The organism is Lentzea kristufekii (assembly GCF_033949925.1).
Lineage (GTDB): Bacteria > Actinomycetota > Actinomycetes > Mycobacteriales > Pseudonocardiaceae > Lentzea > Lentzea kristufekii.
Map to the genome: position 1 here is coordinate 139,315 of NZ_JAXAVV010000012.1, position 14,240 is coordinate 153,554.

Sequence of the window (14,240 nt, forward strand, 5' to 3'; positions counted from 1 at the left end):
CGCTCACCAGCCCTTGTTGTCGCGGGCGAAGTTGTGCCCGCCGAAGTCGTCGTCATCGGAGGGGCCGGTGGGACGCGGCGGCGTGGGATCGACCGGCGGGGGCTCGGGGAAGCGTTCCTGGTAGCCGCCCATCAGCGCGTCCATGGTCGCGGAGTCGTCACCGATGATCGGCGCCATGACCTCCTGCATCTTGGCCGCGATCTGCGCCTGCGCGGTCCGCATCGCGCCGAGGATCTCGGCCGACAGCTGCGCGGGCTGCTTGCGCAACGCCGCGTCGGTCAGGTCCAGTGCCGAGACGACACCGTTCTGGTCGACCGTGACGGACACAGAGCCGTCAGTGGAACGCTGCGTCACCGACACCGCGTTCGCGACCTGCTTCATCTCGTCAGCCTGCCGAAGCTTGGCCTGGATCTGCTCGTTCCACCGACGCATCATCGCGTCGGGGTCAGCTGCTGCCGGGTTCATCTAGTAGTCCCTCTCCTGTGCCTTCTTGCGACGGGACGCCAAGCTGCCGATCACGGCCAGCGCCCCGGTTCCACCGATTCCCATGCCCCCGAGCACCGAGCCGAGACCCAGCACGACGCTCGGCTCGAAATCGGCGCGGTACACCGGCGGGTTGTCAGGTCCGTTGCGGACCTTGCCCTCGCCGCGCTGCACCACCGGTACCTCGGTGCCCTTGTCGGACGGCGTGAGCTGGTCCGGTTCGGCCGTCACCCGCGTCTGCCGCCCGCTCTCCCACACGACGTCGGCCTGGCAGCTCCACCAGGTGCCGTAGCCGCGAATGCTGACCGGCCCCACGCTCGTGCAGTCGGACACGCGTGCGACACCCCGGTCCGTGACCGGCCTGGAGTTCGTCCCGGCGGTGGGATCGAACTTCGTGAAGCCCGTCAGTCCCAGCAGGACGCCGGCGCCCAAGATCGCCAGTGCGAACAGCCCCGCGATCCACTTCATGCGTCTCGTCCCCTCGTAGACCCCTGTTCGACTTCGGGTCGATCCGCCCGGTTCCACCGAATTCACCAACGATCTGGAGGCCATCCGGGCACGCCGCCACGGCAGTTCGGGCGTGCCCATTCTGGTCGACCTGCGTGAACGCGCCGTCACACACGGCGAACCGGGCAGAAATCGGGCAGGATCTCACCCAGTTGTGGCACCCACCACAATGTTTCGAGGGTGTTTCATCTATGCACGGCCCGAACGGGCAACTCATGAGCCGAATGGGCAGGTGACATGCGAGCCGAGGAACGCAAGCGGCGCATCCTGGCCAGGGCCCGCGCCGACGGCCGCGTCGACGTGGTGGAGATGGCGCAGGAACTGCGCGTGGCGCCCGAAACGGTCAGGCGCGACCTGCGCGTGCTCGACGAGCACGGCCTGGTGCGGCGAACGCACGGTGGCGGTGTGCCGGTCGAGAGCGCCGGCTTCGAGACGGGGCTCCGGTTCCGCGCCGGGTCGCACGTCCCGGAGAAGCGGCGCATCGCGAAGGCGGCCGCCGAACGCCTCGACGACGCCGAGACCGTCTTCATCGACGAGGGCTACACGCCGCAGCTCGTCGCGGAGGCGTTGCCCACGACCAACCCGCTCACGATCATCACCGCGTCGTTGCCGACCGCGGCGGCGATGTCCGAGCACCCGTCGTGCACCGTCCTGCTGCTGGGCGGCCGCGTCAGGGGCCACACACTGGCCACTGTGGACCACTGGACCACCAGGATGCTCGGCGAGATGGTCATCGACCTCGCCTACATCGGCGCGAACGGCATCTCCCGCGAGCACGGCCTGACCACGCCCGACCCGGCGGTCGGCGCGGTGAAGGCCAAGGCGCTCAGCGCTTCCCGGCGGAAGATCTTCGTCGGGACGCACACGAAGTTCGGCGTCTCCAGCTTCCACCGGTTCGCCGAGGTCTCCGATCTGGAGGCGGTCGTCACCGACAGCGGCCTCTCCGCCCACGAGGCCCACCGCTACACGCTGCTCGGCCCCAAAGTCATCAGAGCCTGAACGACCCTCGCCTTTGGGTGCATCCCCCTTCTTCGACGCGCCCAAAAACCCTTGAAAGGAACCGACGATGCCGTCGATTCGCACACCACTTCGCACATTCGGGGCCGCCACCGCCGTGTTGCTGCTCGCGTCCGCCTGTTCGGGTGCCGGTGGCGGGGGTGGTGGTGAGAACTCGGTGAACGTCCTGATGGTGAACAACCCGCAGATGCAGGACCTGCAGAAGCTCACCGCGGACAACTTCACGAAGGACACCGGCATCAAGGTGAACTTCACCGTGCTGCCGGAGAACGACGTCCGCGACAAGATCAGCCAGGACTTCTCCAGCCAGGCCGGGCAGTACGACGTCGCGACGATCTCCAACTACGAGACGCCGATGTACGCCAAGAACGGCTGGCTCGCGCCGATGGACGACTTCGTGTCCAAGGACAGCGGGTTCGACCAGGCCGACATCCTGGAGCCGATCAGGCAGTCGCTGACCGCGGCGGACGGCAAGGTCTACGCGCAGCCGTTCTACGGCGAGTCGTCGTTCCTCATGTACCGCAAGGACATCTTCGAGGCCAAGGGCGTGACGCTGCCCGAGAAGCCGACCTGGCAGCAGGTCGCGGAAGCGGCGCAGAAGGTCGCGACGCCCGAGGTGCGCGGCATCTGCCTGCGCGGCCAGCCGGGCTGGGGCCAGGTCATGGCACCGCTCACGACGGTCGTGAACACCTTCGGCGGCACGTGGTTCACCAAGGACTGGCAGGCGCAGGTCAACGCGCCGGAGTTCAAGGAGGCCACCAAGTTCTACGTGGACCTGGTGCGCAACCACGGCGAAGCGGGCGCTCCGCAGGCCGGGTTCGCCGAGTGCCTCAACAACATGACGCAGGGCAAGGTCGCGATGTGGTACGACGCCACGGTCGCCGCCGGCCTGCTCGAAGCCGCCGACTCCCCCATCAAGGGCAAGCTCGGCTTCACCCAGGCACCGGTCGTGAAGACCGACAGCTCCGGCTGGCTCTACACGTGGGCGTTCGGCATCCAGAAGGCCTCGAAGAAGCAGGACGCCGCCTGGAAGTTCATCTCGTGGGCGTCCGGCAAGGGCTACGAGGAGCTCGTCGGCAAGAACCTCGGCTGGTCGAAGCTCCCCGACGGCAAGCGCTCGTCGACCTACCAGCGTCCCGAGTACAAGCAGTCCTCCGGCAGCTTCTCCGCGATGGCCGAGGCCGCGATCAAGGGCGCGAAGCCGCTCAACCCCGGTGTGCAGGAACGCCCGGCGCCCGGCATCCAGTTCGTCGGCATCCCCGAGTTCACCGACCTCGGCACCCAGGTGTCGCAGCAGATCAGCTCCGCGATCGCGGGTGCGGTGACGGTGGACGACGCGCTGAACAACGGTCAGGGACTCGCCGAGAAGGTCGCCGCGAAGTACAAGGGACAGTGACATGGCTGTCATGACGAAGGAGCGGCCGGTCGTGGACCGGCCGCCTCCCGTCCCCCGCAAGGGTTACTCGAAGTGGGCGCGGCGGGCACCCCTGCTGCCCGCGCTCATCTTCCTGATCATCGTGACGCAGCTGCCGTTCCTGGCGACGCTGGTCATCTCGTTCATGAAGTGGAACTCGCTCGACCCCACCAACCGCGGGTTCGCCGGGTTCGACAACTACGTCAACGTCTTCACCGACCCCGATCTGCGCTCGTCGGTCGTCAACACGATCGTGCTGACCGCGTCGGTGGTGCTGATCAGCCTGGTCCTCGGGCTGGGCCTCGCGTTGCTGCTGGACAAGAAGTTCCGCGGCCGCGGGTTCGTGCGCACCATGCTGATCGCGCCGTTCCTCGTGGTCCCGGTGGCGGCGGCGCTGATCTGGAAGCACGTGCTCTACAACCCGGAGTACGGCCTGTTCAACGGAATCCTGAACTGGCTGGGCTTCGACGCCCAGCCGGACTGGATCAGCACCATGCCGATGAGCGCCGTCGTGCTGTCGCTGGTGTGGCAGTGGACGCCGTTCATGATGCTGATCCTGCTGGCGGGCCTGCAGTCGAAGCCCGTCGAACCCGTCGAGGCCGCCACGATCGACGGCGCGTCGTCGTTCCAGATCTTCCGGTACCTGACGTTCCCGCACCTGCGCCAGTACCTGGAGCTCGGCGGGCTGCTCGGGTCGATCTACATCGTGCAGAACTTCGACGCGGTCTTCACGATCACGTCCGGTGGTCTGGGCACGGCGAACCTGCCGTACATGATCTACCAGACCTTCTACCAGGCCCACGAGTACGGCGAGGCCTCCGCGGCCGGCGTGATCGTGGTGGCGGGGTCGATCATCATCGCGACGTTCGCGCTGCGCGTGGTGTCCTCGCTGTTCAAGGAGGAGAAGCGATGAGCCCCAAGTGGATGGGACACGGTTGGGGTGTGCTCGCCTGGTTCGCCGGGATCGTGTTCTTCGCTCCGGTGGCCTGGATGTTCCTGACCTCATTGCACAGCGAGTCGGACGCGGCCACGAACCCGCCTTCCCTCGCGGCGCCGCTGACGCTGGACGGCTACGCGGAGTTCTTCGACTCCGGCGCGTGGCCTCCGCTGATCAACTCGTTCAGCGCCTCGATCGGATCGACGATCATCGTGCTGCTGCTGGCGATCCCGGCCGCGTACGCGTTGTCGATCAAGCCGGTGGAGAAGTGGACGGACGTCCTGTTCTTCTTCCTGTCCACCAAGATGATGCCGGTCGTCGCGGCGCTGCTGCCGATCTACCTGATCGCGCAGTTCTCCGGGATGCTCGACAACATCTCGTTCCTCACGCTGCTGTACTGCTCGATGAACCTGCCGATCGCGGTGTGGCTCATGCGCTCGTTCCTGTCCGAGGTGCCGAAGGAGATCCTGGAGGCGGCCTCGATCGACGGCGCCGGCCTGATCACGACGCTGCGCCGGGTGGTGGCGCCCATCGCGATGCCCGGCATCGCGGCGACGGCGCTGATCTGCTTCATCTTCAGCTGGAACGAGCTGCTCTTCGCACGGGTGCTCACCGGTGTCGTCGCCGGTACCGCGCCCGTGTACCTCACCGGGTTCGTCACCTCCCAGGGCCTGTTCCTGGCCAAGGTGTGCGCGGCCGCGGTCGTGGTGTCTCTGCCGGTGCTCATCGCCGGGTTCGCCGCCCAGGACAAGCTCGTCCAGGGCCTTTCGTTGGGAGCGGTCAAGTGAAAGCAGCAGTGATCACCGGCGTCGGGTCCGTCGAAGTGACCACTGTGGACGATCCCAGGTGCGGTCCCCGCGACGTGGTCGTCGACGTGGCGGCCTGCGGGCTGTGCGGCACGGACCTGCACATCCTGCAGGGCGAGTTCGCTCCCACCCTGCCGGTCGTGCCGGGCCACGAGTTCGCCGGCACGATCGTCGAGATCGGTTCCCAGGTGAACGAGCTGAAGGTCGGCGACCGCGTGGCCGTCGACCCGTCGCTCTACTGCCACGAGTGCCGGATGTGCCGCTCGGGCAAGAACAACCTCTGCGAGCGCTGGGCGGCCATCGGTGTCACCACGGCCGGTGGCGCGGCGGAGTTCGCGGTGGCGCCCGTGGCGAACTGCGTGAAGCTGCCGGACCACGTGCGGACCGAGGACGCGGCGCTGATCGAGCCGCTGTCGTGCGCGGTGCGCGGCTACGACGTGCTGCGGTCGCAGATGGCGTCCCGGGTGCTGATCTACGGCTCGGGCACGATGGGCCTGATGATGCTGCAGCTCGGCAAGCTGACCGGCGCGTCGTCGATCGAGGTCGTGGACCTCAACGAGGAGCGCCTGAAGACCGCCGTCCAGCTCGGCGTCACGGGCGTGGCGTCCTCGGCGGACGAACTGGACCGGCCGCAGGGCTGGGACGTCGTCATCGACGCCACCGGCAACGAGAAGGCCATCCAGGACGGTCTCGGCCGGGTCGCGAAGGGAGGCACGTTCCTCCAGTTCGGTGTCTCCGACTACTCGGCGCGCGTGACCATCGAGCCGTACCGGATCTACAACCAGGAGATCACCATCACCGGCTCGATGGCGGTGCTGCACTCGTTCGAACGGGCGGCGGACCTGTTCGCGACCGGAGTGCTCGACCCCGAGATCTTCATCAGTGACCGGGTGCCGCTGGACGACTACGCCAAGGCGTTGGACCAGTTCAAGGCCGGTGTCGGTCGCAAGATCCAGGTCCTGCCGTGAGCTGATCCGAGAAAGTTCTCAGAAGTTCGTGGGCACTCGTGTATCCAGACGAGTGCCCACGACTCCTTCCAGGCATGTCGAAGTCCGGGCAGAAAGTAACGCCGCCGTACTTTTCGCACATGTCCGACGAAGAGCTCCTCGCCTGGTACGCGGAGCTTCAGGTGCGCGCGATGCACGCGCCACCTGGGGACGTCGATTTCGATCACACCCACAAGCCCGCCGAACCCAGGACCGTGGAAGAACTTCGCCACCGGATCATGACCTTCCAGGGCTGGCCCGGAGGTCTCTCCACGCTGGACTCCGGTTCTCCGTTCCACAACCTGTGGCACTGGCTCAGCGACTGACTCGGCGCGAGGTAACGCTCGCCCGAGTCGTCGGCGCGGTGGTGGCCGCCTGTGTGCTCTTCGCCGTCGTGCACACAGCGGTCACCGGCGCCGTCTCACATCCGCGGAACTGGCTGGTCGCGTTCGCCTGCACCCTGCTCGGGGTGCGGGTGATCGGCCACGTCCGCAGGTCGTCCGTCGGGTGGTTGCTGCTGGCGATGGGCGTGTTCGGCGCGATCGCCGTCGCGGTCGCGGGTCAGCCCGCCGACCACCCCGCCCGATGGGTCGAGGCGTGGGTCTGGTGGCCCACGTACGCGTTGCTGCCCGCTGTGGCACTGGTCTTCCCCAACGGCAAGCCCTTGAGCAACCGCTGGTGGATCGCCATCGGCGCGTCGCTGTTCAGTGCTGTCGTCGGCACCATCGGGATCGCCTGGGCGTCGTGGGGTGATCCTGCCTCGTTCTGGCAGAGCAGCGGGGGCGGGCTCGCGAAGACGATCACGTTGATCGCCGTTCTCGCGGCCGGGGTGTCCGTGCTCGCGGCCGTGGTGTCCTTGGCTCTGCGGTGGCGGAGGGCCGAAGGGGACGAACGCCGGTTGCTCGTGTGGGCGTTCGCGCTGCTGACGCTGGCCGGCGTGGCGACCGTGGTGGAGACGACGGACGGGCACATCGCGTGGATCGTCGGTGTGCTGGCGTTCCCGGCCGCCGCGGTCATCGCGATCCTGCGGTACGGCCTGTACGACATCAGCCTGCTGATCCACCGGTCGTTGCTCTACGGCTCGCTGACCGTGGTGCTGCTGCTGGTCTACCTCGGTGTGATGGTCGGGGCGGGCCAGCTGTTCGCGAAGGACGCCGAGGTGATCGGGGTCGTGGCCGCGGGACTGGTGTTCGCGCCGATCCGCAGCTGGGTGCAGCGCAAGCTCGACCGGTGGCTGTACGGCGAGCGCTCCGATCCTTATGCGACGTTGTCCACGTTGAGCGAGAAGCTCGAACAGTCGCAGGACGTGCTTGCGACCGTGGCTCAGACGGTCGCCGAGTCGTTGAAGCTGCCGTACGTGGCGATCCGGGGTGGGTCGGTGCTGGCCGAGCACGGACGCAGCCGCGGCTGGCCGCAGCTGCGCTTCCCCATGACGTACCGGGGTTCCTCGGTCGGCGATCTCGTGGTCGAGCCGCGTGCTCCCGACGAGCGGTTGAGCGATCGTGAACTGAGCCTGCTCGTCGACCTCGCCCGGTCCACGGCTCCGGCCGCGCAGTCGATCAAGCTGACCGCCGATCTGCAACTCGCCCGCGAACGGCTGGTGCGCGCCCGCGAGGAGGAACGGCTGCGGCTGCGGCGCGACCTGCACGACGGCGTGGGGCCGGCACTGGTCGGGATCCGGTTGCAGCTCAAGGCGTTGCGCCGCTCGCTGGGCGACGTGCTGGACCCGGTGCTGGCCGACGTCGACACGACCGCCGTCGAGGTGCGCAGCCTCGTGGACGGGCTGCGGCCGCCGATCCTCGACCAGGGCCTGGCACTGGCCGTGCGCGACGAGGCCGCCCGCTTCGGCGGTGACCTGCGCGTCGAGGTGCAGGCCGAGCAGATCGACGGGCTGTCCGCCGCCGTCGAGGTCGCGGCCTACCGGATCGTCGCGGAGGCGTTGACCAACACCGCACGCCACTCCGGAGCGTCGACCTGCGTGATCACCGTGCGGGCCGACCGCGACCTGGTCGTGGAGATCGTGGACGACGGACGCGGGGTCGCGGCCGACGCCAAGCCGGGTGTGGGGCTCGATTCGATGCGAGAACGGTGCGCGGAGCTGGGTGGATCGTGCACAGTGGGACCCGCGGAACCACACGGAACTCGGGTGGTGGCGCGGATCCCGTTGGAGGCCCAGTGACGCGGGTTGTGATCGCAGACGACCACCCGGTGTTCCGGCGCGGCTTGAAGGCGTTGCTGGACGGCGAGGACGGTCTCGAGGTCGTCGGTGATGCCGCCGACGGGCAGGAGGCCGTGCAGGTCGTCCTGGACCTCGCACCGGACGTCGTCGTGATGGACCTGCACATGCCCGTCCTGGGCGGTGTCGAGGCCGCGAAGCAGATCCAGGAGGCCCTGCCGCACGTCGGCGTCCTCGTGCTGACGATGCACGAGGACGACGAGCTCGTGTTCGCGGCGATGAAGGCCGGCGCGCGCGGTTACCTGGTCAAGACGACGGACGACGACGAGATCGTGCGCGCGGTGCAGGCGATAGGAGCCGGCGAGGCGATCTTCAGCGCCACCATCGCCCAGCGCATGATGGGCTACTTCACCGCGATCTCGTCGTCCAAGGCGGTGCTGTTCCCGCAGCTCACGGATCGGGAGCGAGACGTGCTGGAACTGATGGCGTCCGGCTTGGACAACCCGTCGATCGCGCACCGGCTGACGCTGTCGGGCAAGACCGTCCGCAACCGGGTCTCCGCGATCTTCACCAAGCTGCAGGTGGCCGATCGCGCGCAGGCCATCGTGCGGGCCCGCGAGGCCGGCCTGGGAAGTCCCTCCCAGATGGGGACACAGGTCACCTGACGACGGGACAGGTCCCTGGATTGGATCGGCGTATCCGCCGAAGGGGGCCCGATCGCATGGACATCACCTGGGACGTCGCACACGCGCGGCTCAGCCACGACCGAATGCTGCACATCGCACAGGCGCTCATCTCGATGCGCCCCGAGACCGTCACGCTGGGCGGCGGCGAACCGCTGGGAGTACCCGGCCTGTTCGAGATCGTCGAACTGTTCCGCGCCGCCGGCATCGACGTCGTCCTGCGCACGTCCGGCAAGTCACTGCACCCGTCGATGGTGCGGACGTTGCTGCTGTCGTGCTCACGCATCGAGGTGTGCGCAATGGCGTTCAACCACGCCATGCACGCGTTGCACCTGCTCGACATCGGCGCCGCCAAGCTCGACCGGCACGCCGTGTTCGGCCTCGACGCCACCGGCATCCGGCGCGGCTTCGACCGCCTGGAGGACTTCTGCGCCACCACCGCGTTCGAACTGCCCCGGCTGGGGTTCATCGCGTTCAGCGACACGCTCGGCTCGGACCACGCGCAGTACCTGCAGTCGCTCGCCCCTCAGACCGTGCGGGTGACGGTCGAGACCGCGAACACGTCGGTGGTCAGAGCGAGTTGATCAGGGCGCGCCAGGCAGAGGTGGAGAACGCGAGTACGTCACCGCTCGCGTTCTTCGTGTCCCGCACCAGCGCGTCCTGGGCCAGCGACACCTCCACGCAGTTGCCCGAGCCGCTGCCACCGCTGTAGCTGCTCTTACGCCAAGTCCGTTCCTGGAACATCTGAGTCCTCTCGCAGGCCGCTGATGTACTCCATCAGCTTGCTCCGCGATTGTTCCTCATCCAGAGCGACACCATCCAGCCGCTGAAAGAGCCTCCTCGCCCGCGCGACAGCGGTCTTGTCCTGCGCGAACACCTTGGCCATGTCGGTTTCGCAGTACACGACCGAAGGTGCCTTCTCGAACTCGTACAGCACACACGGAGATCGGAAGGCCGTGATGTGCGCTGGCACGATCCGGAGGATGTGGGTGTTGAAGAGGAGACGCAGGTACTGATCTTCACGGAGTGAGGCGCTGCCCAGCCGCATCCGCAGTGCCAACTCGTGCACGTAGAACAGGCACTCCGGACGACTCGGCCGCCTCAAGATCGCCTGTCGCTCCATGCGCGCCCGGACGAACTTCTCGATGTCTTCGGGCGCCTCGATGTGGGAGTCGACGAACAGCTCCCGCGCGTAGTCCTCCACCTGCACAAGGCCGGGCACCGTCATGATGTCGAGGCTGATGATCTTCGAGGCCATCGCTTCGGTCATCGCGAGTGTGCGCAGGTCGTCCGGCACCTGAGCGAAGTAGAGGTCGAAGGCGTTGTAGTAGCGGCTGCGGAACTCGTTGACGAACTCGATGTCCTTGCCGCACGTCGCGATGTACTGCACGAGATCGACCTCGCTCGCGCGGACCTTGCCGAGTTCGATGTCGGACACCTTGCTCGGATCCCAGCCCAACTGGATGGCCATCGCGCGGCCGTGGAACTCGGTGCACGACTCCCTCAAGCGACGTAGCTCGTCGCCGAGATCCCGGCTGTACGGGGTGGAAATGATCGCGGTCATGCCCAACGACGGTATGGCTTGGGTTTAATCCATGCCACGGGCTCGTTCGGGTGAAAACGTCGGACCCTATGGCGTCGTGCGTCGCACACGGCGCCATAGGGTCTGACCTGCGCGTTCACCTGATTGTGGAATGGAATTCGAACACCTGTTCATGCCACGATGAACGCATGCCAGCACTCGCGCTCTCCTCTCCGCTTGAGCTCCTCGACGAGCTCAAGCGGAAAGTCCGCGCGCTGCAACGGCTTCAGTTCCAGGTGCTGGAGATCATCGGCTCGCTCGACCAGCAGGGCGCGGCGGAAACGCTGGGGTACAAGGATCTCGTCGAGGTCTTCAAGCACACGTTGCGGTGGGATCCCAAGGTGTCCCGCCGCAGGATCAAGCAGGCGCAGGCGTTGTGCCCCACGGTGACGCCGACCGGTTCGCTGATCGGGCCGGCCCTGCCCGGTGTCGCGGCCGCGATGGCCGAGGGAGAGCTGTCCGAGGACCACGTGGAGGTGCTGGCCGAGGCGATGGCCGCGCTGCCCTCCGTCGCGGAGGAGCACGTGGTCGAGTACGCGCGGCAGAACGAACCTCGCTCCGCCAAGGCGTTCTGCAAGGCACTGGCCTACCGCCTCGACCAGGACGGCCCGGAGCCCAGGGACTCAGACCCGGTGCCGCGGAAGAACGTCCTGCGTCGCCAGTGGAGGGGCGGCCGGTACCTGCTGTCCGCCGACCTCGACGCCGAGACCGGCGCGAAGCTCGACGCGCTGATCGACCCGCTGGCCAAGCCGGAGCCCCACGACCAGCGGTTCGCGCCGGAACGAGAGGGCGACGCGCTGTGCGAGGTCGTCGACCTGGCGCTGCGCGCCGGCGGCGCCAGGATCCACGGCGGCGAGCGCGTCCAGCTGACGGTCACGGTCGACTACGACAAGCTCCGCGAGGGCATCGGCACCGCCCTGCTGGACAACGGCGAGCACCTCCCGATGAGCCAGGTCCGCAAGATGGCCTGCGACGCGGGCATCATCCCCACCCTGCTGGGCAGCCGCTCCCAGATCCACGACGTGGGCCGCAAGACCAGGGCGATCAACGCGGGCCTGCGCCGTGTCCTGGTGGCCCGCGACAAGGGCTGTGCCTTCCCTGGCTGCACCCGCCCACCGAAACACTGCGAAGCCCACCACATCAGGTTCTGGTCGGAGGGCGGCAAGACCAACGCCGACAACCTGGTCCTGCTCTGCCGCCGCCACCACGACCTGGTCCACCACTCGGAGTGGCAGATCGAGATGGCCGACGGCCTCCCGACCTTCCGCCCACCCGCGTTCATAGACCCGCACCGAAGACCGAGGACCAACCCGATCCACGCCGCCTGAGGCGCCGCGCCCACCAGCCACCCACGGGCGCGGCGCACCACGCCCGCCAAGCACGGTCGGGCAGCCGCCCGAGCGCTCAGAAAACTCCCCCGCGGACCGCGAACACGTCCTCGACCGGGCTCTCCGAGCCCAGCGCGAGCCGCAGCAACACGCGGGCCTTGCGCGGGCACAACCAGCCCGCCATGATCGCGCCGCGCTGGATCAGGTCCGACTCGGAGCCGGTGAAGCCGTAGGTGTTGCGGAACGTCGTGCCCGCGCCGGTCCGCGACGCCACCACCACCGGGAACCGGGCGCGGGAGATCGCCTCGGCCATCCCCTGCGACACGTGCCCGGCGCCGGTGGCCGCGACCACGACGCCCTGGACGTCGAGCCAGTCGAGGATGGCACCGTCATCGTCCACTGTGGCCTCGATGAGCGGAACCGCTGGTGCTTCGAGAGGTCGCGGCAGTGCCTGCAACCGGTGCGCGGGGTGGAAGTACCGCGGCGCGCCCTCGACCTGGAGTCCGAGCGCGCCGGGGAACGACGCGAACGCGTTCATCAGGCTGCTGTGCGTCTTGCGGACCCAGCGGGCGGCGTGGATCTCGTCGTTGAGGACGAGCAACGCCCCGCGTCCACGTGAGTTCGCTGCCGCCGCGACAGCCACGGCGGCGGCGAGGTTGGCCGGGCCGTCCGCGCCGGGCAGGCCAGGGTGGCGCATGGCGCCGGTGACGACGACCGGTTCGTCGTGCGGCCACAGGCAGTCGAAGAAGTACGCGGTCTCTTCCAGCGTGTCGGTGCCCTGGATGATCACCACGCCGGCGGCACCTCGCGAGATCTGCTGGTCGGCCCAGTCGAAGGTCTCCAGCAGAGTCGCGAACGTGAGCGAGGCGCCGGGGATCGTCGCCAGGGTGGCGATCTCGCCGACCTCCAGGCCTCCGACCAGGTCCTGCGCGCCGAGTGTCGGTGCCACCGCGCCGGAGCCCGTCATCGTGATCGTGCCGCCGAGCGATGCAACCGCCACCCGTGAGTCCATGGCTTCACTCTAGGGTCGATCGCCTGACCGGACTTGGATCAGTCGACTGGCCACCGACCGCGATCAGGACCGAACGGCTCGTGCTGCGTGCGTCCGAGGCGGGCGACCGTCGGGCGTTCGTCGAGCTGTTCTCGTCGCCGGAGGTGGGCACCTACGTCGGTGGTGCACGGCCGCGGAACGAGGTCGAACGCTCGGCGCCCGAGGTGCCGGGCCGGCGCACGGGCTTCTTCGTCGTCGCTCTCGGCGGCGCGATGATCGGCATGGTCAGTTTCGACCCGCACCCCGAGTCCGGTGAAGCCCAGCTGGGGTACCAGTTCCTGCCGGAGTTCTGGGGGCAGGGTTACGCCTACGAGGCGTGTGCGGCGGCGCTCGACTGGTTCGCCGCCGCACGTCCCGGTCAGCAGGTGGTGACCACCACGCAGACGGCCAACCTGGCCTCGATGCGGCTCGCGGCGAAGCTGGGCTTCACCGAGGTGAGGCGCTTCGAGGGATGGGGCGCCGAGCAGTGGTCAGGTGTGTGGACGCCCCGGGATGTCACTGGCGCCAGTAGGTGATGTTGCGGAAACGGGCCTCCGCGCGGCCGCTGCCGTGGTGGTAGACGCCGTTCTTGAAATAGCGCGTCGCCGGGCCCTCGTCCTGGTGCGTGAGTTTGAGGGCGCCGTTGTAATAGGTCCTCACGGTGCCGCGGCCGCCCGACACCGCGGTGTGTTCGACGCGGATCTTGAACCATTTGTTGTAGATGCCGGTGGCGACGACCTGGTTGCTGTCCTTGCGCAGGGTGCCGCCGTTGATGTTCGCGACGTTGAGCATCACGTCGGTGGCGCGGGTGCCGTCGGGACGGCTGCCGCGCAGGATCTGCACGACGGTGGGGCCGCTGACGCCGGCCGGGATGTAGATCTCGCCCTCCCAGGCGCGGGAGCCGCTGGAGTACTCCTGGTTGAAGCGCATCTCGGTGCGCGGATCGGTTGGGCTGCCTTGAGTGTGCGGCTGGTCGTAGTCGTACACCCACATCGTGTGGACGCCGCCCTCGAACTTGTAGCGGCTGCTCAGCGCGAGGTTGTACGGCTTCTGGACGGTGTAGGTGTACGGCGCTGACGCCCACTGCGCGGACGGCGGCTGAGCGAGGGCCTGAGCCGCCGGTGCCACGAGCAGGGGTGCGGTCAACGCGAGGGCGAGCACGGATCGTCGTGTGTGGAGTGCAGGGGTTTCCACGTTGAATCCCTCCGACCTTGATAAGTGGTCTGTACCACTGTGAGGTCATAGGGCAGAGGGAATCAATACCTCGTTCAAATTCCGGAACAACGTTCAG

17 protein-coding genes are annotated in these 14,240 nt (G+C 67.9%); 11 read left to right on the forward strand and 6 right to left on the reverse strand.

Annotation, left to right across the window (positions count from 1 at the left end):
- Positions 1-3 precede the first annotated feature (3 nt).
- Together SK571_RS24655 and SK571_RS24660 are read right to left on the reverse strand one after the other, a co-directional pair.
- Positions 4-465, reverse strand: coding sequence for a YbaB/EbfC family nucleoid-associated protein (locus SK571_RS24655; protein ID WP_319986456.1), 462 nt, complete (start codon positions 463-465; stop codon positions 4-6).
- Entirely contained in the window at positions 466-951 is a 486-nt protein-coding gene (locus tag SK571_RS24660) for a DUF6346 domain-containing protein (protein ID WP_319986457.1), read from the reverse strand.
- Between the two features lie 276 nt (positions 952-1,227).
- Between SK571_RS24660 and SK571_RS24665 the strand changes: the two genes are divergently transcribed.
- The 9 genes from SK571_RS24665 (at position 1,228) to SK571_RS24705 (ending at position 9,593) form a co-directional block, all read left to right on the forward strand.
- Positions 1,228-1,989, forward strand: coding sequence for a DeoR/GlpR family DNA-binding transcription regulator (locus SK571_RS24665; protein WP_319986458.1), 762 nt, complete (start codon positions 1,228-1,230; stop codon positions 1,987-1,989).
- Between the two features lie 67 nt (positions 1,990-2,056).
- Positions 2,057-3,403, forward strand: a complete 1,347-nt coding sequence (locus tag SK571_RS24670; RefSeq protein ID WP_319986459.1) for an ABC transporter substrate-binding protein — start codon at positions 2,057-2,059, stop codon at positions 3,401-3,403.
- A gap of 1 nt (position 3,404) precedes the next feature.
- Positions 3,405-4,334 (forward strand): carbohydrate ABC transporter permease, encoded by a 930-nt coding sequence (locus tag SK571_RS24675; RefSeq protein WP_319986460.1) that lies wholly within the window; start codon positions 3,405-3,407, stop codon positions 4,332-4,334.
- Positions 4,331-5,146, forward strand: a complete 816-nt coding sequence (locus SK571_RS24680) for a carbohydrate ABC transporter permease (protein WP_319986461.1) — start codon at positions 4,331-4,333, stop codon at positions 5,144-5,146. Before SK571_RS24675 ends, SK571_RS24680 begins: the two co-directional genes overlap by 4 nt.
- On the forward strand, positions 5,143-6,132 hold the full coding sequence (locus SK571_RS24685; RefSeq protein ID WP_319986462.1) for a zinc-dependent alcohol dehydrogenase family protein: 990 nt from the start codon (positions 5,143-5,145) through the stop codon (positions 6,130-6,132). Before SK571_RS24680 ends, SK571_RS24685 begins: the two co-directional genes overlap by 4 nt.
- A 119-nt stretch (positions 6,133-6,251) precedes the next feature.
- Positions 6,252-6,476: a hypothetical protein gene (locus tag SK571_RS24690; RefSeq protein WP_319986463.1), complete on the forward strand. Its 225-nt coding sequence runs from the start codon at positions 6,252-6,254 to the stop codon at positions 6,474-6,476.
- 53 nt (positions 6,477-6,529) lie between these two features.
- Positions 6,530-8,329 (forward strand): sensor histidine kinase, encoded by a 1,800-nt coding sequence (locus tag SK571_RS24695; protein ID WP_319986464.1) that lies wholly within the window; start codon positions 6,530-6,532, stop codon positions 8,327-8,329.
- Positions 8,326-8,991, forward strand: coding sequence for a response regulator transcription factor (locus SK571_RS24700; RefSeq protein ID WP_319986465.1), 666 nt, complete (start codon positions 8,326-8,328; stop codon positions 8,989-8,991). The genes SK571_RS24695 and SK571_RS24700 overlap by 4 nt, the downstream gene beginning before the upstream one ends.
- Before the next feature lie 56 nt (positions 8,992-9,047).
- Entirely contained in the window at positions 9,048-9,593 is a 546-nt protein-coding gene (locus SK571_RS24705; RefSeq protein ID WP_319986466.1) for a radical SAM protein, read from the forward strand.
- Here the strand turns inward: SK571_RS24705 and SK571_RS24710 are convergent.
- Together SK571_RS24710 and SK571_RS24715 are read right to left on the reverse strand one after the other, a co-directional pair.
- On the reverse strand, positions 9,580-9,753 hold the full coding sequence (locus SK571_RS24710; RefSeq protein WP_319986467.1) for a DUF397 domain-containing protein: 174 nt from the start codon (positions 9,751-9,753) through the stop codon (positions 9,580-9,582). The two genes, SK571_RS24705 and SK571_RS24710, sit on opposite strands and share 14 nt — an antisense overlap.
- Positions 9,728-10,573 carry a helix-turn-helix domain-containing protein gene (locus SK571_RS24715; RefSeq protein ID WP_319986468.1) on the reverse strand — a complete coding sequence of 282 codons (846 nt, stop codon included), beginning with the start codon at positions 10,571-10,573 and terminating at the stop codon, positions 9,728-9,730. The genes SK571_RS24710 and SK571_RS24715 overlap by 26 nt, the downstream gene beginning before the upstream one ends.
- 167 nt (positions 10,574-10,740) lie before the next feature.
- Here SK571_RS24715 and SK571_RS24720 point away from each other — a divergent pair, with 167 nt between their 5' ends.
- On the forward strand, positions 10,741-11,919 hold the full coding sequence (locus SK571_RS24720; protein ID WP_319986469.1) for an HNH endonuclease signature motif containing protein: 1,179 nt from the start codon (positions 10,741-10,743) through the stop codon (positions 11,917-11,919).
- Between the two features lie 76 nt (positions 11,920-11,995).
- Here SK571_RS24720 and SK571_RS24725 read toward each other — a convergent pair whose 3' ends face one another.
- Positions 11,996-12,931 (reverse strand): asparaginase, encoded by a 936-nt coding sequence (locus tag SK571_RS24725; protein ID WP_319986470.1) that lies wholly within the window; start codon positions 12,929-12,931, stop codon positions 11,996-11,998.
- Between the two features lie 80 nt (positions 12,932-13,011).
- On the opposite strand from SK571_RS24725, the gene SK571_RS24730 reads away from it, so the two are divergent.
- Complete coding sequence (locus SK571_RS24730; protein ID WP_319986471.1) at positions 13,012-13,485, forward strand: GNAT family N-acetyltransferase; 474 nt, start codon at positions 13,012-13,014, stop codon at positions 13,483-13,485.
- Here SK571_RS24730 and SK571_RS24735 read toward each other — a convergent pair.
- Complete coding sequence (locus tag SK571_RS24735; protein ID WP_319986472.1) at positions 13,466-14,143, reverse strand: polysaccharide lyase family 7 protein; 678 nt, start codon at positions 14,141-14,143, stop codon at positions 13,466-13,468. The two genes, SK571_RS24730 and SK571_RS24735, sit on opposite strands and share 20 nt — an antisense overlap.
- Positions 14,144-14,240: the final 97 nt, after the last annotated feature.

Excerpts from the sequence above, each read along its gene's own strand:
- SK571_RS24655 (WP_319986456.1), bottom strand. The coding sequence starts at position 465 with ATGAACCCGGCAGCAGCTGACCCCGACGCGATGATGCGTCGGTGGAAC.
- SK571_RS24660 (WP_319986457.1), bottom strand. The coding sequence starts at position 951 with ATGAAGTGGATCGCGGGGCTGTTCGCACTGGCGATCTTGGGCGCCGGC.
- SK571_RS24665 (WP_319986458.1), top strand. The coding sequence starts at position 1,228 with ATGCGAGCCGAGGAACGCAAGCGGCGCATCCTGGCCAGGGCCCGCGCC.
- SK571_RS24670 (WP_319986459.1), top strand. The coding sequence starts at position 2,057 with ATGCCGTCGATTCGCACACCACTTCGCACATTCGGGGCCGCCACCGCC.
- SK571_RS24675 (WP_319986460.1), top strand. The coding sequence starts at position 3,405 with ATGGCTGTCATGACGAAGGAGCGGCCGGTCGTGGACCGGCCGCCTCCC.
- SK571_RS24680 (WP_319986461.1), top strand. The coding sequence starts at position 4,331 with ATGAGCCCCAAGTGGATGGGACACGGTTGGGGTGTGCTCGCCTGGTTC.
- SK571_RS24690 (WP_319986463.1), top strand. The coding sequence starts at position 6,252 with ATGTCCGACGAAGAGCTCCTCGCCTGGTACGCGGAGCTTCAGGTGCGC.
- SK571_RS24705 (WP_319986466.1), top strand. The coding sequence starts at position 9,048 with ATGGACATCACCTGGGACGTCGCACACGCGCGGCTCAGCCACGACCGA.
- SK571_RS24710 (WP_319986467.1), bottom strand. The coding sequence starts at position 9,753 with ATGTTCCAGGAACGGACTTGGCGTAAGAGCAGCTACAGCGGTGGCAGC.
- SK571_RS24715 (WP_319986468.1), bottom strand. The coding sequence starts at position 10,573 with ATGACCGCGATCATTTCCACCCCGTACAGCCGGGATCTCGGCGACGAG.
- SK571_RS24720 (WP_319986469.1), top strand. The coding sequence starts at position 10,741 with ATGCCAGCACTCGCGCTCTCCTCTCCGCTTGAGCTCCTCGACGAGCTC.
- SK571_RS24725 (WP_319986470.1), bottom strand. The coding sequence starts at position 12,931 with ATGGACTCACGGGTGGCGGTTGCATCGCTCGGCGGCACGATCACGATG.